The organism is Epilithonimonas hominis, assembly GCF_003730015.1.
Classification (GTDB): domain Bacteria; phylum Bacteroidota; class Bacteroidia; order Flavobacteriales; family Weeksellaceae; genus Epilithonimonas; species Epilithonimonas hominis.
On the sequence record NZ_RJTU01000055.1, the window covers coordinates 56,606 to 72,830 of the forward strand.

General features: G+C 35.7%; 18 protein-coding genes. 11 read left to right on the plus strand and 7 right to left on the minus strand.

All coding sequences use genetic code 11. The features are described from left to right. Positions 1 to 15: 15 nt before the first annotated feature. Genes EGH73_RS08080 through EGH73_RS08095 form a run of 4 tightly spaced genes read left to right on the plus strand, consistent with a single transcriptional unit; the run spans position 16 to position 2,284 of the window. Positions 16 to 780 carry a 3'-5' exonuclease gene (locus EGH73_RS08080; RefSeq protein ID WP_123281408.1) on the plus strand — a complete coding sequence of 255 codons (765 nt, stop codon included), beginning with the start codon at positions 16 to 18 and terminating at the stop codon, positions 778 to 780. Positions 781 to 793: 13 nt separating this feature from the next. After that, a complete protein-coding gene (locus EGH73_RS08085; protein WP_262605870.1) occupies positions 794 to 1,156 on the plus strand; it encodes a DMT family protein in 363 nt (120 codons plus the stop codon). Between the two features lie 27 nt (positions 1,157 to 1,183). Next, positions 1,184 to 1,792 (plus strand): fumarylacetoacetate hydrolase family protein, encoded by a 609-nt coding sequence (locus EGH73_RS08090; RefSeq protein WP_123281410.1) that lies wholly within the window; start codon positions 1,184 to 1,186, stop codon positions 1,790 to 1,792. Between the two features lie 51 nt (positions 1,793 to 1,843). Beyond that, a complete protein-coding gene (locus tag EGH73_RS08095) occupies positions 1,844 to 2,284 on the plus strand; it encodes a universal stress protein (RefSeq protein ID WP_123281411.1) in 441 nt (146 codons plus the stop codon). 76 nt (positions 2,285 to 2,360) lie between these two features. On the opposite strand, the gene EGH73_RS08100 is transcribed toward EGH73_RS08095, so the two are convergent. After that, entirely contained in the window at positions 2,361 to 2,594 is a 234-nt protein-coding gene (locus tag EGH73_RS08100) for a hypothetical protein (RefSeq protein ID WP_089769861.1), read from the minus strand. A gap of 43 nt (positions 2,595 to 2,637) precedes the next feature. Between EGH73_RS08100 and EGH73_RS08105 the strand changes: the two genes are divergently transcribed. Next, on the plus strand, positions 2,638 to 3,537 hold the full coding sequence (locus EGH73_RS08105) for a DUF6427 family protein (protein WP_089769864.1): 900 nt from the start codon (positions 2,638 to 2,640) through the stop codon (positions 3,535 to 3,537). Between the two features lie 22 nt (positions 3,538 to 3,559). After that, a complete protein-coding gene (locus tag EGH73_RS08110) occupies positions 3,560 to 4,144 on the plus strand; it encodes a DUF3109 family protein (protein ID WP_123281412.1) in 585 nt (194 codons plus the stop codon). Between the two features lie 50 nt (positions 4,145 to 4,194). Here the strand turns inward: EGH73_RS08110 and EGH73_RS08115 are convergent, their stop codons facing one another. Both EGH73_RS08115 and EGH73_RS08120 read right to left on the minus strand, forming a co-directional pair. Further along, the gene (locus tag EGH73_RS08115) at positions 4,195 to 4,842 is read right to left on the minus strand and encodes a hypothetical protein (protein ID WP_123281413.1); all 648 of its coding nucleotides are present in this window, start codon (positions 4,840 to 4,842) and stop codon (positions 4,195 to 4,197) included. A gap of 123 nt (positions 4,843 to 4,965) precedes the next feature. Continuing rightward, positions 4,966 to 5,313, minus strand: a complete 348-nt coding sequence (locus EGH73_RS08120) for a hypothetical protein (RefSeq protein WP_123281414.1) — start codon at positions 5,311 to 5,313, stop codon at positions 4,966 to 4,968. 134 nt (positions 5,314 to 5,447) lie between these two features. On the opposite strand from EGH73_RS08120, the gene EGH73_RS08125 reads away from it, so the two are divergent. After that, positions 5,448 to 6,308: a GH25 family lysozyme gene (locus tag EGH73_RS08125; RefSeq protein WP_123281415.1), complete on the plus strand. Its 861-nt coding sequence runs from the start codon at positions 5,448 to 5,450 to the stop codon at positions 6,306 to 6,308. Positions 6,309 to 6,311: 3 nt separating this feature from the next. Here EGH73_RS08125 and EGH73_RS08130 read toward each other — a convergent pair whose 3' ends face one another. Further along, a complete protein-coding gene (locus tag EGH73_RS08130) occupies positions 6,312 to 7,136 on the minus strand; it encodes a carboxypeptidase-like regulatory domain-containing protein (protein WP_148041690.1) in 825 nt (274 codons plus the stop codon). Between the two features lie 179 nt (positions 7,137 to 7,315). Here EGH73_RS08130 and EGH73_RS08135 point away from each other — a divergent pair, with 179 nt between their 5' ends. The 4 genes from EGH73_RS08135 (at position 7,316) to EGH73_RS08150 (ending at position 12,572) form a co-directional block, all read left to right on the plus strand. Further along, positions 7,316 to 9,208, plus strand: coding sequence for an ABC-F family ATP-binding cassette domain-containing protein (locus tag EGH73_RS08135; protein ID WP_123281417.1), 1,893 nt, complete (start codon positions 7,316 to 7,318; stop codon positions 9,206 to 9,208). Between the two features lie 147 nt (positions 9,209 to 9,355). Then, the gene (locus tag EGH73_RS08140; RefSeq protein WP_123281418.1) at positions 9,356 to 11,611 is read left to right on the plus strand and encodes a TonB-dependent siderophore receptor; all 2,256 of its coding nucleotides are present in this window, start codon (positions 9,356 to 9,358) and stop codon (positions 11,609 to 11,611) included. An 84-nt stretch (positions 11,612 to 11,695) separates the two neighbouring features. Further along, a complete protein-coding gene (locus EGH73_RS08145; RefSeq protein ID WP_123281419.1) occupies positions 11,696 to 12,211 on the plus strand; it encodes a hypothetical protein in 516 nt (171 codons plus the stop codon). Position 12,212: 1 nt separating this feature from the next. Continuing rightward, positions 12,213 to 12,572, plus strand: coding sequence for a VOC family protein (locus EGH73_RS08150; RefSeq protein WP_089768369.1), 360 nt, complete (start codon positions 12,213 to 12,215; stop codon positions 12,570 to 12,572). Here EGH73_RS08150 and EGH73_RS08155 read toward each other — a convergent pair. The 3 genes from EGH73_RS08155 to cysD all read right to left on the minus strand — a co-directional run bounded on the left by EGH73_RS08155 (position 12,569) and on the right by cysD (position 16,170). After that, a complete protein-coding gene (locus EGH73_RS08155) occupies positions 12,569 to 13,870 on the minus strand; it encodes a TSUP family transporter (RefSeq protein WP_123281420.1) in 1,302 nt (433 codons plus the stop codon). The genes EGH73_RS08150 and EGH73_RS08155 overlap by 4 nt on opposite strands. A 9-nt stretch (positions 13,871 to 13,879) precedes the next feature. After that, positions 13,880 to 15,118 (minus strand): sulfate adenylyltransferase subunit 1, encoded by a 1,239-nt coding sequence (locus EGH73_RS08160; RefSeq protein WP_076781845.1) that lies wholly within the window; start codon positions 15,116 to 15,118, stop codon positions 13,880 to 13,882. A gap of 143 nt (positions 15,119 to 15,261) precedes the next feature. Beyond that, positions 15,262 to 16,170: a sulfate adenylyltransferase subunit CysD gene (gene cysD / locus EGH73_RS08165; RefSeq protein ID WP_123281421.1), complete on the minus strand. Its 909-nt coding sequence runs from the start codon at positions 16,168 to 16,170 to the stop codon at positions 15,262 to 15,264. Positions 16,171 to 16,225 lie beyond the last annotated feature (55 nt).

Here is a 16,225-nt window from a genome sequence, read left to right on the forward strand (position 1 = left end):
TCACAACCATAAAAAATGAATTTAAAATTATATAAACCGCTTTGCGTTTTCGATTTAGAAACCACGGGAATCAATATCGGTAAAGACAGAATAGTAGAAATCTGCATCCTGAAAGTCAATCCAGACGGATCAAGAGAAAGCAAAACCTGGAAAGTCAATCCGGAAATGCCAATCCCGAAAGAATCTTCCGCCATTCATGGTATTTATGATGCAGATGTTGCAGACTCGCCCACCTTCCGAGAAATCGCGCCGAAAGTAATGGAGATGATCAAAGATGCAGATTTAGGCGGCTTCAATTCCAACAGGTTTGATATTCCTGTCCTAGCAGAAGAAATGTTGCGGTCTGATATAGATTTTGACCTTAGCAAGCATCACTTTGTGGACGCACAAACTATTTTTTTCAAAAAAGAGCCAAGGAATTTGGGAGCAGCTTACCAATTCTATTGCGGGAAGACTTTAGAAAATGCCCATTCTGCGGAAGCTGATGTAATGGCCACTTTCGAAGTGCTGGATGCACAGGTCGGAAGATATGACGATGTACCAAACGAAATTGCCGAGCTGAGTGATTTTTCTTCCCAGAGCAGATTCGCAGATCTGGCCGGTATGATTCATTTAGATGAAAAGAATCAGGAGATATTTGCGTTTGGAAAGTACAAAGGTCAGAAGGTTAAAGATGTTTTCCAGAAAGATCTTGGCTATTATGGCTGGCTTCAGAGCGCTGATTTTCCGCTTTATACCAAGAAAATTTTCACAAAAATTCAGCTAAAATCTAGATTTTAAATCGATGAACAAGATGCTAATCACTATCATTCTACTTGTCATTTCAAACATATTCATGACATTGGCCTGGTATGGTCATTTGAAATTCAAACAAATGGACTGGTTTCATAATCTCGGATTAGTGTCCATCATTTTAATCAGTTGGGGCATCGCTTTTTTTGAATATTGTTTTCAGATTCCGGCCAACAGAATTGGATTTAAGGAAAACGGAGGTCCTTTTAATCTTTGGCAGTTGAAGGTGATGCAGGAAGTCATTACACTTAGCGTCTTTACCATATTTACCATCGTATTTTTTAAAGAAGAAAGTTTCCGTATGAATCATCTCATAGGATTTATTTTCCTGATTCTGGCGGTTTATTTTATCTTTAAGAAATAATTTTAAACAAAATCATTATTCATTATTATGAAAATCATCTGTATCGGAAGAAATTATAGCGAACACGCCAAAGAGTTGGGAAATGAAGTTCCGGAGGATCCGGTTATTTTTATGAAGCCGGATACAGCTGTCCTGAAAAAAGGTTCAGATTTTTACATTCCTGAGTTTTCTGATGATGTCCATTATGAATTGGAAGTAGTCCTGAAAATTTCGAAAGGCGGAAAATACATCCAGAAAGAAGCAGCTTCAAAACATTATGAAGAGATCGGCCTTGGCATCGATTTTACGGCTCGGGATCTACAGTCAAAACTGAAAAATAAAGGATTACCGTGGGAATTGGCAAAAGGTTTTGATGGTTCGGCAGTTTTATCAGACTTTGTATCAAAGGAAAATTATGATCTTCAAAACCTTAATTTTTCATTGGCAAAAAATCAGCAAGTGGTGCAAAACGGCAATACAAAAGATATGATTTTCAGTTTCGATGACATTATTGCATTTGCTTCTCAATATTTTACACTGCGTGTTGGCGACTTGATTTTCACAGGAACACCTCAAGGTGTAGGGAAAGTATCGGAAAATGATTATCTGGAAGTTTATCTTGAGGATGATAAAATGTTCGGTTTAAAAGTCCAGTAAACCGTTACGCTCTGGCTAAATTTTTGCACTCAACCTAATATAACTTTAATTATGAAAAAAATTATTTTACCCGTAGATTTTTCGGATAGCACAGATCATTTAGTAGATTTTGCCGTTGGTTTTGCGAAAGACATTAACGCAGATATTTCTCTTATTCACGTTGCTTCTTCTGATATTGGATTCGTGATTGGCGATATGGGTTTTCAATACTTTCCAGAAGTCGAGGAGAATGAAATAAAATTCGAACTGAAAGAACTCAATAAACTAGAACAAAGAGTAATATCGCAAGGTATAAATTGCACGCACATTTTGAAGCAAGGAGTTGCTGGAGATACTATTTTGGAACATGCCGAGGAAAACAAAGCAGATTACATTGTCGTAGGATCACACGGCAGAAGTGGTGTGTATGATGTTCTTATTGGAAGCCTGACGAAAGAAATTACCAGAAAATCTAAAATACCAGTTCTAGTTGTACCGTGTCACAATGATTGATTGTTTCCTACTGAACAAAAAGAACCCGTCTCGTTAATTAAACAAGACGGGTTTTTTATAAATATAATCAATTTATTTAACCTTCGTTTTTATAGATCTTTGGATCATAATAAGGATGTTTTCCTTCTGTAGGAGAATAATATTGCTTGTCTTTTTGTCCTCCTAATGTAGAAACAAGAATATAGCACCAGTAGCAGAAAAAGCCCGATGCTACAAGAAACAAGATCCAATTCAGAACATTGCCTGTAAGGGTAAAAAAACCGAAAGACCATTTGAAAGCTGCGCTTAATGCTAACCAGAAAGATGTCATCTTTTTTCTTTTTTTAAATTAACTTTGCACAAATTTATAAAAAATGTTTCGATTACTTTCTAAAGAAAGCAATATTTTTTCTGTTCCAGTCTATATTGGTGTTCTTTTTCTCATTTTTATATCGCTTAATCTATTAGATTTCAAAAACATAGACTATATATCAACGGGAATCACCTTTGTTGGAATCAGTTTAGGATATTTTTTATTTAACAACATTGCACTCAATCAGTTTTCGCATCTTCCTTTGTTTTTATATACTTCTTTCGTGATCTGTTTTTACCCAGGCGATATAGATCTTGGATTGGCATTCACATTCTTTACAAGTGCAATTATTTTGCTTATTTTAACCAGCCAGGACGACTATCTTAGAAAAAGTTCTTTTTTACTCGTAGGATCCATTTTGGCTTTTAATTATCTTGTTTTCCCTCCCAGCTGGCCTTTAGGCGTTTTTGTGATATTTCATATTATAGGAACTTCTGGAAGAATTGGCCTTAATATATTCAGACTGATTTTCGGCGCAGCAATTATTGTCCTCAGTTATGGAGGATTAATGTATCTTATTCACTATACAACTTGGGACGCTGGCTATCTACCATTCAATGGGGACTTTAAGATGATGGATTCTTATTATCCACTATATATTCTGATCCCAATATTACTGATGTTGATTTTTTCTATTTCTGACCATTTTAAACATTATAATGAAAAAAGCCCCATCAGCAGGTACAAATACACATTTGTCTTAGTATTTTCACTGGCCCAGCTCATCACCATTATATTTTATATGGGAAGAAACTATGAATATCTACTGCTGCTAGCGCTGCCTGCCAGTATTATCCTAAGTCGAATGCTACGCTTTCTTCCAAATTACTGGATGCAGGAAGCTGGACTTTGGATCATTGTATTTACGCTAGCCACATTTAAAATAATTACTTTTGCATAAATTTTAAAACCTTTAATGACGAATGATTCAAATAGATGATAAACTGATTTCAGAAGATATATTTGCCGAAAGCTTTGTATGTAACCTTACCAAGTGCAAAGGTGCCTGCTGTGTAGATGGCGATACGGGCGCACCACTAGAAAAGGAAGAACTGGCAGTCCTCAATGATATTTTTCCAAAAGTTAAGCCTTATTTAAGACCTGAAGGTGTAAAAGCCATAGAGGAACAGGGAACATGGGTTATTGATGATTATGATGGTGGCTATGTGACAACGCTTGTAAACGGCAGTGAGTGTGCTTATGTGATTTTTGATGAGAAAGGAACTACAAAGTGCGGAATAGAGAAAGCCTATGAAGATGGTGCTGTAGACTGGAAAAAGCCTATATCATGCCATCTCTATCCTATTCGGGTGAATGAGTATAAAACATTCACAGCACTTAACTATCACGAATGGAATATTTGTAAAGACGCTTGTACGCTAGGATCCGAACTGCAAGTTAGAATCTATCAGTTTCTGAAAGAACCACTGATTAGAAAATATGGTCCTGAGTTTTATCAAACACTTACAGAAGCTGCCCAAGAATGGGAACGAGAATTCAACTCATAAAAAAAGAACCCAATTTTCGGGTTCTTTTTAATTGCAATAATATTGGCAGTTTATTTAAATTCATCATCAGAAACCGGCTGATTGATTTTGATATCAGAATTTTTAATTTTTATCTCCTGTCCTGCAGCATTGAGTGTCATCTCTTCCACAAATTTAATCCCATCTACATCCGTATATTTAGTGATGCTCATATTTCCTTTATCGTTCTCAGTTTTGGAAAGCAATCCAGTTTTAACATCAAAATAAGATTTGGAATCATCGGAAGAAAGAACATAATAATCTGCTCCATCTACTTGTTTTTTCTCTACCGTTTTGATTTTTGCAGGATCCATCCCAAGTGCATCAATTATTTTAGACACTTTTAGTTTTGCAACCTGATCTGCTGGAAAATCAATCTTCTGACCCATTTGGTTAGCATAGCCTTTTTCACCATCAAACATCTGCACCATTTCCTGTCCCATCATGGTTTGGGTAGATTTGAACTTATTATCCTTTTTAACTGTCTTCCCTTCCATATCCATTCCCATCACACTGATTGTATTTTTCATGGAAAGCGTTTTGACGGATTCCAGTTTTTGCTTTCCGCCTAGGGCTGTAATGTAGTTATCAATGATTTGTTTCGCAGTCGGAACATTTTGTGCCATCATATTTGCAGCAAACAAAAGAGAAAGCGCAAATGACATAATAATTTTTTTCATTTTATTTTCAATTTTTCAGCAATATAGCTAATTTATGTTAATACTTTCAGGTTCGTAAGTATTAATTATTTTTTGTTACAAAAAAACAACTCCGAATTCTGAAGTTGTTTAATAATGAAGGATTTAATTTTTCTTTTTGAGATCGGCTTTAACGTCTTTGTAAGTATCACTAACAGCATCTGCGCCTTTTTCGGCTTGCTTACCGGTCCATTTTGCACCTTTTTTAACTTTTTTATCAGTCCATTTTGCGCCGTCTTTTACACCTTCAGCGGTTTCATCTGCACCTTTTTCTACTGTTTTCCCAGTCCATTTTGCAGCATCTTTTACGCCTTCTCCAGTTGCTTTAGCTCCTTTTTTAACCGCAGTTCCTACAGTTTTAGCATCATCTTTCACTTCTTCTTTTACAGTTTGAGCATTCATTGCAACTGCCACAAATAGAACTGCAGATAATGATAATAATCTCTTTTTCATCGTTTTTTATATTTTAAAATTAATGTTACAATATTAGCATAAAATAAGCCAAAAATATTCATCTGGATTTAAATTTCATAAAATAAATTTTCTTCGATATTTCAATTAATAAAAATAATATTTTTGCAAAACTTATGTCAAAGATCAATCCAGTTTCCAAAAGAAAAATTCATCAGAAAAGAAGAAAAACAGTCATCAAGAAACGCTGGATTCTGTTGACTATACTTTGTTTTTCTTTGTTGGGAACCGGTTTTTATCTTCGTCAAAAAATCAATTATTATTTTACTTATTATCTCGGAAAACATTTTGAGCACAAAAAACTCTCCAATACGGAAACCGAATCCCAAAGAATCGAGAAAATAATCGGACTTTATTCTAACCAGACTTTTGGTTTTGATATTTCTCATTATCAAAGAAAAGAAGACATCCAATGGGATAGTTTGAGCATAGGTAACAGAACGATCCCTCTTCAGTTTGTGGTTCTGAGAGCAAGTATGGGAAACCGAAAGTTAGATAAAAATTTTGACCATTTTTGGGAAACTGCAAAACAGCATAACTTAATCCGTGGCGCTTATCATTTTTACCGTCCGGACGAAGATCCTGTGATGCAAGCCAATTCTTTTCTTTCTGTGGCGAAATTAGAATCAGGCGACCTTCCGCCCATTCTCGATATTGAAAAAAATCCGAGGAAAAAATCAAAAGAACAATTGGTTTCTGACCTCAAAGTTTGGATAAAAATAATGGAAGATACTTACGGCGAAAAACCGATTATCTACACTTATTATCATTATTACAAAGATTACTTGAAAGGCGAGTTTGATGAATATCCACTTTGGCTGGCCAATTATAACGATGTTCCGACACCTTCTCCAGACGATGAATGGCAGTTTTGGCAATTCTCAGAAAACGGAATTGTTTATGGGATTAATTCAAAAGTAGATTTGGATATTTATAATGGGAATCTATGGTCGTTGAAAATGATGACGATTGATTAGAATTTACTTTTGAACTTTCACATCCATATTAATTGCTGGCGCTGCCATTCCGATTTTTTCCCAATTCCCATAAAATGAACGGTAATAACCCGACCTGAATAATGCACCACTCAAAGCAACTTTACCACTCGATTGTCCGATAAATTGAATCCCCACAAAAAATTTACCTTGAAGCCAAATCCGCTCACTACTCACATCCAGAGAGAAACTATAATCATCCAAATCGTCTTTATTAATCGTTGCAATGATGTCTTTACTCAAAATCAAATTGTTCGGTTTTCCGTCTTTTTCATCATAAATCGTGTAACGAACTTTGATTGGTGTTGTAGATTCGAATCTGGAAAAATTCATATTGATTTTTGTAATCTTCAGCTTTTTATTGGAACTGAATTCCACAGCGGTTTCTTCCACCACAGAATTTCCTTTTTCCATATTGGGCGTAAACATTATGGATTTTGACTTGCTGTTAACCCCAAGATTTTTATCTTTATAATTCTTCGGAGTCATCACAACATCCTGGATGTTAGTTACTTTTTCATACAGATAAATGTTGTGAGGATTGGTCTTCACAAAGTCTTCTACAGAGCTTCGGAATTGTTTGTAGCCGGCAACATCGACAATCAGTTCTTTATCTTTCGAAATGTCATCTAGTTTGATTTGAAATTTCCCGTTTTCATCCGCCTGAATTCCATAATTACTATTGATAATTCCGATTTTCGCATAAGGAATTGGGTGGTTATCGTCTTTTGAAATTACAGTTCCGGAAATAGTTTGTGCGTGAAAAGATAAGATTGCGAATAACGCAAGGATAAAGTTGATTTTTTTCATTGAAATTAATTTAACACAAACTTCTGAATTTTCTTTTTCCCAATCTCTCAAAAAAAGGTTAAATCCACTAATTTTTTAGTTAAATTTTTCTGAATATTAATCAATAGTAACAGAATTTTCGGTTTTCAATTTCGTATTTTCGCAGATCATTTATATTTCATCATTTATCATTTATAAAAATGAATTACGTTTCTGCAGAAAATCTTAGCAAATCTTACGGTCTCAAAGTTTTATTCAAAAACATTACTTTCCACGTTAACGAAGGTGACAAAATTGCTATCGTTGCCAAAAACGGAAGTGGAAAATCGACACTCTTGAAAATCCTGATGGGAAAAGAAATTGCTGATGGTGGAGATGTGGTTATCAACAAAGATATTCAGGTCGTTTTATTTGACCAAGAGATTGATTTTGACCCAACATTGTCTGTGGATGAGTTTATGATGACTTTGGATTCCGCACCAATTTTGGCTTTGAAAAAGTATCATCACGCCTTGACTTCAGAAAATCCGGATGATATGGAAACGGCTCTGGCAGAAATGGAAATCCATAAAGCGTGGGATTTGGAAAACGAAATGGAACAAATCCTTTCTCAGCTTAAAATCACAGATTTGAAAGCGAAAATGGGAACACTTTCCGGAGGTCAAATCAAAAGAATTGCATTAGCTAAACTCTTGACTGAAACCAGAGCAGAACATCGCCACACACTTCTGATAATGGATGAACCAACCAACCACCTGGATGTGGAAATGGTAGAATGGTTGGAAAATTATTTGAGTAAAGCTAAAATTACGTTGCTTTTGGTGACGCACGACCGTTATTTCTTGGATGCCGTTTGTGATAAAATCTGGGAAATGGAAGACGGCAATCTCTATCTCCACAACGGAAGTTATGCGACATATCTTGAGAATAAAATGATTCGTGAGGATAATCTGAATTCGACGATTGATAAAGCGCAAAACCTCTACAGAAAGGAATTAGAATGGATGCGACGTCAACCAAAAGCGAGAACAACAAAATCTAAATCAAGACAAGACGATTTCTACGAAACTGAAAAAATAGCGAAAACGGACACTCGAAAAGATGCTTTGGAATTGGATTTCGAAATGAAAAGATTGGGAAATAAGATTCTTGAACTTAAGGATATCAACAAAAGTTTTGGGGAAAAAGTTCTCTTCAAAGATTTTTCTTACCAATTTCAAAGAGGTGAAAAAGTGGGGATTGTCGGAAAAAATGGTGCAGGAAAATCGACTTTACTGAATATCATTCAAGGTTTTGAACCGAAAGATTCTGGAGAAATTGAAACCGGAGAAACGATTAAATTCGGATATTTTGCTCAGGAAGGACTTCAATATAAAGAAGACGAAAGAGTCATTGATTTCATCAAAGAAATTGGAGAAAATTTCCCTTTAGCGAATGGAAAAACAATTTCAGCTTCTCAGTTTTTGAGATTATTCTTGTTTGACGACCAAACGCAATATTCGCCTATTTCGAAACTTTCCGGAGGAGAAAAACGACGTCTGCACTTGATGTACATTCTTTATCAGAATCCGAATTTCCTGATTTTTGATGAGCCAACGAATGATTTGGATTTGCCGACTTTGACAGTTTTGGAAAATTTTCTTCAGAATTTCCAAGGCAGTTTGATTATTGTTTCGCACGACCGTTATTTTATGGACAGAATTGTGGACCACGTTTTAGCATTTGAAGGCGAGGGAAAAATTAAAGAATTTGTCGGAAACTTTTCGGAATATCGAGAACATTTGAAATCGGAAGATAAAAATTCAAAACCTGAAACTCCGAAAGTTGAAAAGGTTGAAACTCCAAAAGAAGTAGAGACTTCTACTATTAACGCAACTCAAACAACCAAAAAGAAATTATCTTTCAAAGAGCAACGTGAGCTGGAGACTATCGAAAAAGAAATGCCAAAATTGGAAGAAAAAAGAGCTGAAATTCTGGAGCAACTCAACAACGAATCCGATTACGATATAATCTCCAAATTATCTTCGCAACTTGAAACAATATCAGAAAAACTTGAAGAATTTGAAATGCGTTGGTTGGAGCTTCAGGAATAATTGATAAATATCATAATATTATAAAACATTGATTTACATATAATTAAATCAATAAAACTTCATTATTTAGAATTATTTAAAATAACACTGCGTTGGTAAAGATACATTTTATACTTTTGCCTAGTTTTTAAATATTCTAAATAAACAATGAAGAAGTCCATCATCTCTGCAAGTCTGGTTTTGCTTTCTATCTCTGTCTATTCTCAAAAAGGTGGACAAAAAGATAATGACACAATCAAAATTCAGCAAATTGAAGACGTAGCGTTGCATAAAACGGGCAATCCTAACAAGGCTAAAACATCAACTTCTAAATCAAATCTTACAACAATGGAAAATCCTCAACCGGTTTCCATTGTGACTCACGAGATTATCGAACAACAGCAAATACGCCAATTGTCGGAAGTTATTCAAAACGTTAGTGGATTGTATGTAACTTCTGCGAGAGGAAATTCCCAGGCCAGTTTTGGAGGTAGAGGTTTTACTTTCGGATCAGAGAATCTATATAAAAACGGTGCAAGAATCAACAGCGGTGTAAATCCCGAAGTTTCCGGATTGGAACGTGTAGAAGTTGCAAAAGGCGCCAATGCCTTGTTATATGGTAATGTAGCCGCTGGTGGGATTATCAATATGATTACAAAAAAACCAATTTTCAAATCTGGCGGAACACTTGGTTTCTCGGCAGGAAGTTGGGATTCTTACAAACCAACTGTTGATATCTACGGAACATTGACAGAGAAGATTGCTTTTCGCGTGAACGGTACTTATGAAAAAGCGAATAGCTTTCGTGATGTGGTAAATTCTGAAAAGTACTATTTCAATCCATCTTTTGCTTTTAACATCGGTTCTAAAACTCAGATTATTGTTGAAGCAGATTATCTTCAGAATAATTTCACACCAGATTTCGGACTAGGAACATTTGAAAATCCAGACAAAAGTTATTTCCTGAATACTACTTCGCCCATCAGCACCTTTTTTGGTACAGATTGGCAATATCAAAATGTGAAACAAGCTTCTACTGACATCATCGTGAATCATCAGTTTAATGAAAACTGGACGTTGAATGCTGTAGTTACTTATCAGAATTATGCCAGAGATTATTTTTCAACTGAGCGTACAGCTTGGACTCAAAATAATAACCGATACAGATGGAGAAGAAATCTTAACAGAACTTATAACGAACAAAATTACACCAGCGCACAGATTAATGTGAATGGAGAATTCTATACTGGCAAAATCAATCATAAAATTTTGATTGGTGCAGATGCCGATTATTTGAAATCAGATGCCTACACTTATTTTGATCCTAACAGAAACAATGCTGTTTACGGAACGTCTTATTATTATGGTACCAATGGTGATGCATCTGGCTACGTTTACCTGGATGATCCATCTTCTTGGAATGGTGGAACGATACCAAATGCCAACAAATATGAAAAAACAAGAATCCCAACCAGAAGAATAGGAATCTATGCCCAAGATTTTGTAAGCCTTACGAAAGAGTTGAAAGTCATTGCTGGTTTGAGATATTCTTATTTGGAGAATATGACCACGTTGGTTTCAAACTTTATGAATAACTCTAAAGTTGGCAAAGATAATTCTGCAACAGCAGACCGTGCTTTCTCTCCAAAGGCAGGATTGATTTATATGCCTAATGAAAATTTATCCGTTTTTGCTACATATACCAATTCATTTTCTCCGAACACAGGTCGTGATGTGAACACAGATACAGGTTTGAAGCCAAGTATCATTGACCAGTTTGAAGTTGGAATCAAGAAAAATGTTTGGAACAATGCTGTGGCATTCAATGTATCAGCTTATCAGATTCTAAATAAAAATTTCTATCAGCAAGCTCAATTTAAATTAGATGGAACTCCAAACAGTGACACAAATATTAAGGAATTCGCAGGTAAACTATTAAGCAGGGGTGTTGAAGCCGATATCACAGGAAATCCAACGAAAAATATCTCCATCATCGCCGGATTTGCCTACAATCACGCGGTTTATAAAGATACACCAGAGATTTTTGGCTATGTCGAAAAACAAAGAGTGGTGAGAACGCCGGCTACAACGGTGAACGGTTCCGTGTTTTACACATTCGACAAATGGGTGAAAGGTCTTAAACTTGGTGGGACATACTATTTCATCGGAGACAGACTTGCAGGCTGGAACGACACCAAAACCGGAGCAAACAGCTTGGAAGCAAGAAACGGCATTTCCAGAATCTTTAAACTGAAAGATTACAACATCTTTGATCTATCTGTTGGATATGAATATAAAAAATTCTTGATTCAATGTAAAATTGGGAATCTTTTTGACACTCATAATTATGTGGTACACGAGAATTACTCCGTAAACCCAATTATGCCAAGAAACTATTATGTGACTTTGACGTATAAACTTTAATAAAATATCAAATCAAATTTCTAAAAATAAAAGTGGAGTCATACATTTGCCTCCACTTTTTGAGGTAATAAAAAAATTAAAACAATGGATAAAATTAAAGACACCAAAACTTTTATGAGAATCACGCATCGTTATCTGGGCTATTTCCTAGCTGGGATTATGGCTGTTTATGCAGTTAGCGGCGTGTTACTGGTTTACAGAGACACAGATTTTCTGAAAAAAGAAAAAAGTTATGAAAAGAAATTCGAGCCAAATTTGGACGAGAAAAAACTAGGGAAGGAAATCAAAATTAAAGGTTTTGAGGTTGACAAAACAGAAGGCGATGTAATGTTTTTCAAACAAGGAACTTATAATATCAAAACTGGTGAAGCCAAATATAAAAAGAAAGAATTGCCTTTTGTTCTGGACAAAATGACGAAATTACACAAAGCACAATCGAAAGACACACTATCTCCACTCAATACGTTTTTCGGAATCTCGTTATTCTTTTTTGTGATTTCCAGCTTTTGGATGTTCCCACCGAAGTCAAAAATCTTCAAAAGAGGAATGGTTTTTACCGCTATTGGGATTGTGCTTGCTTTGTTATTGACATTTATCTAATATGAAATTCAATTCTTTAAGACCGATTCTTTGGACCTACCAATTTGAAGAAACGATAGAATTCTATACAGACATTCTCGGTTTTGAACTTGGAGAAAAGAATGAAGATTGGGGTTGGGCTTCCGTTTCTCGAGATAATGTTGAACTAATGTTTGCAAAACCCAACCAACATACAGTTTTCATCAAACCTAATTTTACAGGAAGTTTTTACATCAATGTTCAGAATGTTGATGAAATCTGGGAAAGTTTAAAATCTGTATCTAAAATTTGTTATGAAGTAGAAACTTTCGAATGGGGAATGCGTGAATTTGCTATTTATGATAACAATGGTTTTATCTTGCAGTTTGGACAGGAAATTTAGATTAAATGGAATGTCTTCAAAAGAACATTCAAGCTCCAGATAATTACCATCAGTCCAACTCCGATAAACATTGCTTTCAAAGGTAATTTTCCGGCTAATTTAGCTGCAATCGGCGCTGCAAGAACACCTCCTAAAATCAAGGCTGCAATTAATTGCCAATGACTGATTCCGATTACTGAAAAGAATGTCAATGCGCTGGCGAATGTCACGAAAAACTCGGTTAAACTGACTGTTCCGATGATATAACGCGGTGTTTTTCCTTTAGAAATTAAGGTTGAAGTTACCAAAGGTCCCCAACCGCCACCGCCGAAAGAATCTAAGAAACCACCTGCTCCAGCTAGCCAACCTACTCTTTTAGTTTTTTTGCGTTTTTTATTTTTCTTGAATGCGTTGAAGAGAATTCTGATTCCAAGAATGAATGTATAAGTTGCCAAAATCGGTTTGATTATTCCTGCATATTTTTCTCCAAAATATGATAATAGCAAAGCTCCTAGAACAGCTCCAATCACACCTGGAATTAAAATATTTTTAAATAATTTTTTATTAATATTCCCGAATTTGTAATGACTGAAACCTGAAGCGCCACTCGAAAACATCTCAGCTGTGTGAATACTACTACTGATTGCAGGTAACGGAATCCCAATATACAAAAGCGCCGCAGTACAAGTCACGCCGTAACCCATTCCCAAAGCACCGTCTATTAATTGAGCTAAAAATCCAACCAAGAATAACCAGAAAAATCGTTCGTCCGTATTATGATTCAGATATTGATAAGCGACTTCTAAATCGTTGAATCCGATGTAAAAAGATAGAATATTTCCTATTAATAAAATTACAAAAGCAAAGAAAAAAATACTTGCTATTCTTCGCCATTTCTTTTCACCATTAATAAAGAAAAGATTTTTCCTGTCTTGATTATCATTATTTCCCCGAAAGAAAAAATCATTATCAGAAGGAGGACTTGGAGCAAAATATAGATTCTTTCTTTCTTTAATTTTATTAATTATCAGCTGGTCCTGAGCAGAATCTTCTGTCGCCACAATGAACAGATCTGCAATCTCCAAATAGGAATCATCAAAATCTTCATTGATAATTTTGACCGATGTATTTTCCAGTAACAGGTTTTTGATATCATCAGACAGTCTCTTTGCGAGAACGCTGATATTAGCATCCGGAATATTCTGCATAATATCATTAAGCTGTTCCGAAGCTAATTTTCCACCGCCGACAATCAATATTTTGTTAGTCGATGCGTTGATGAAAACCGGAAGTGAAATTTTGGATGTTAGAGTCTGCATTGTTAAAAATTACTGAATCAATCCTGCACCAACTGTTACAAAACTTGTCTCATCAATAAAGATAATTCCGCCATTGGAAGCCAAATCTTTGTAAGAATCGTAAGCTAAAGGTTTTGCAGTTTTGAGTTTTAGTTTTACGATTTCGTTGAGTGAAACTTGCTCCACTTCTTGTTTTTCCAAAGTATTGACATCCAATTTATATTCGATGTCTTTTACGATTCCTTTGACTTGAGTTGTGTTATTTTGAATCAGATATTTTGAACCAGATTTCAAAGGTTTATCGCCCATCCAACAAACCAGAACTTCTAATTCCTGCTCGATTTTTGGAAGGTCATCAGATTTTACAATCAAATCTCCACGGCTGATATCTACATCATTTTCCAAATGCAAAACCACACTTTGAGGCGCAAATGCTTCTTCAACTTGTTTTTGAGCGACTTCTATTACAGAAATCTTACTTTCAGTTCCGGAAGGTAAAATCGTCACCGAATCTCCAACTTTATAAATTCCGCTGGTGATTTTTCCTGCATATCCACGATAATCGTGAAGTTCTTCTGTCTGAGGACGAATTACGTATTGAACAGGAAATCTCGCTTTATCCAGATTGATTGTATTTTCCAGCTCAACAGTTTCCAAATAATCGAGTAAAGTTTTCCCTTCGTACCAATTCAGGTTTTCGGATTGGTCAACGATATTGTCTCCATTTAAAGCTGAGATTGGAATATAAACGACATTATTCAAAGACAGCTGTTCTGCCATTTTGGAATAGTCGCTTTTGATATTATTGAAAATCTCTTCCGAATACCCAACTAAATCCAACTTATTAATAGCCACAACAACATTCGGAATGTTAAGCAAAGATGCAATGATTGAATGTCTTTTGGTCTGTTCTATGATTCCGTTTCTGGCATCAATTAGAATAATGATTAAAGCGGCGTTACTGGCTCCTGTAATCATATTTCGGGTATATTGAACGTGACCCGGCGCATCTGCAATGATGAATTTACGTTTTGGTGTTGAGAAATATTTGTAAGCCACATCAATTGTAATTCCTTGTTCACGTTCGGCTCTCAAACCGTCTGTCAGTAATGCCAAATCAATAGTTCCGTCATTTTTGAATTTGCTGGCGCGTTCAACAGCTTCCAATTGGTCTATCAGAATGTTTTTGCTATCGTATAATAATCTGCCTATCAGTGTACTTTTTCCGTCATCTACACTTCCTGCAGTGATGAATCTTAATATGTCCATTATTGTAATGGTTAATTGTTAATGTTGAATGGTTATCATCTAACCATAGAATTGCTCAATAGCCCTGATGGTAGCGGCATCCTTTTGCTTTTTTTTCATATATGAAAAAGCAAAAGATATAGCGGTCAGCAGGTTCTCGGCTCCTAAAAATATCCGGCTTTCTTTCTGTCTTCCATTGCGGCTTCCGAAGTTCTGTCGTCTATTCTGGTTTCGCCTCGTTCGCTGGTTTTTGTGGTGATAATTTCTGCAATCACTTGTTCCAGATTATCTGCCTCGGACAAAACTGCGGCGGTGCAAGTCATATCCCCAACCGTTCTGTAACGTACTTTTTCTTTGGTTACAATGTCGCCTTCTTCCAGATTTAAAAACTCGTTCATTGCGATGAATTGATTGTCCAAATTCAAAACTTCTCTCTCGTGAGAAAAATAGATTGAAGGCAGTTGAATATTTTCTTTTAAAATGTAATTCCAAACATCCAACTCTGTCCAGTTACTAATTGGAAATGCTCTCACTTGTTCTCCTTTATGGATTTTCCCGTTGTAAGTATTCCAAAGTTCAGGACGCTGAAGTTTCGGATCCCACTGTCCAAAATCATCACGAACAGAGAAAATTCTTTCTTTAGCTCTGGCTTTTTCTTCATCGCGTCTTCCGCCACCAATACAGCAATCGAATTCGAATTCTTCTACTGTGTCCAAAAGGGTGAAAGTCTGCAATGCGTTTCTGCTTGGCAGTTTTCCTTTTGGTTCGGTCAGGCCTTTTTCTTTGATGGTATCTTCAACTTTTCTTACAATTAGTTTTTCTCCGATTTGTTCAGCCAATTGGTCGCGAAATTCCAGAACTTCGGGAAAATTATGACCTGTATCGATGTGAACTAGCGGAAACGGAAATTTCCCAGGACGAAAAGCTTTCAGCGCAAGATGTACCAATGTAATACTGTCTTTTCCACCACTGAAAAGCAAAGCCGGTCGCTCAAACTGACCCGCAACTTCCCTGAAAATATGAATGGCTTCGGATTCTAACTGTTCCAGGTAATCCAAATGATATTTTGACATTTTTTTATTTTTTAAACGCAAAGCGCGCAAAGTTTTTTTATCTAATTGAAAATAT

Excerpts from the sequence above, each read along its gene's own strand:
- EGH73_RS08085 (WP_262605870.1), top strand. The coding sequence starts at position 794 with ATGCTAATCACTATCATTCTACTTGTCATTTCAAACATATTCATGACA.
- EGH73_RS08110 (WP_123281412.1), top strand. The coding sequence starts at position 3,560 with ATGATTCAAATAGATGATAAACTGATTTCAGAAGATATATTTGCCGAA.
- EGH73_RS08100 (WP_089769861.1), bottom strand. The coding sequence starts at position 2,594 with ATGACATCTTTCTGGTTAGCATTAAGCGCAGCTTTCAAATGGTCTTTC.
- EGH73_RS08090 (WP_123281410.1), top strand. The coding sequence starts at position 1,184 with ATGAAAATCATCTGTATCGGAAGAAATTATAGCGAACACGCCAAAGAG.
- EGH73_RS08130 (WP_148041690.1), bottom strand. The coding sequence starts at position 7,136 with ATGAAAAAAATCAACTTTATCCTTGCGTTATTCGCAATCTTATCTTTT.
- EGH73_RS08115 (WP_123281413.1), bottom strand. The coding sequence starts at position 4,842 with ATGAAAAAAATTATTATGTCATTTGCGCTTTCTCTTTTGTTTGCTGCA.
- cysD (WP_123281421.1), bottom strand. The coding sequence starts at position 16,170 with ATGTCAAAATATCATTTGGATTACCTGGAACAGTTAGAATCCGAAGCC.
- EGH73_RS08120 (WP_123281414.1), bottom strand. The coding sequence starts at position 5,313 with ATGAAAAAGAGATTATTATCATTATCTGCAGTTCTATTTGTGGCAGTT.
- EGH73_RS08160 (WP_076781845.1), bottom strand. The coding sequence starts at position 15,118 with ATGGACATATTAAGATTCATCACTGCAGGAAGTGTAGATGACGGAAAA.
- EGH73_RS08080 (WP_123281408.1), top strand. The coding sequence starts at position 16 with ATGAATTTAAAATTATATAAACCGCTTTGCGTTTTCGATTTAGAAACC.
- EGH73_RS08125 (WP_123281415.1), top strand. The coding sequence starts at position 5,448 with ATGTCAAAGATCAATCCAGTTTCCAAAAGAAAAATTCATCAGAAAAGA.
- EGH73_RS08105 (WP_089769864.1), top strand. The coding sequence starts at position 2,638 with ATGTTTCGATTACTTTCTAAAGAAAGCAATATTTTTTCTGTTCCAGTC.
- EGH73_RS08095 (WP_123281411.1), top strand. The coding sequence starts at position 1,844 with ATGAAAAAAATTATTTTACCCGTAGATTTTTCGGATAGCACAGATCAT.
- EGH73_RS08150 (WP_089768369.1), top strand. The coding sequence starts at position 12,213 with ATGAAATTCAATTCTTTAAGACCGATTCTTTGGACCTACCAATTTGAA.
- EGH73_RS08135 (WP_123281417.1), top strand. The coding sequence starts at position 7,316 with ATGAATTACGTTTCTGCAGAAAATCTTAGCAAATCTTACGGTCTCAAA.
- EGH73_RS08140 (WP_123281418.1), top strand. The coding sequence starts at position 9,356 with ATGAAGAAGTCCATCATCTCTGCAAGTCTGGTTTTGCTTTCTATCTCT.
- EGH73_RS08155 (WP_123281420.1), bottom strand. The coding sequence starts at position 13,870 with ATGCAGACTCTAACATCCAAAATTTCACTTCCGGTTTTCATCAACGCA.
- EGH73_RS08145 (WP_123281419.1), top strand. The coding sequence starts at position 11,696 with ATGGATAAAATTAAAGACACCAAAACTTTTATGAGAATCACGCATCGT.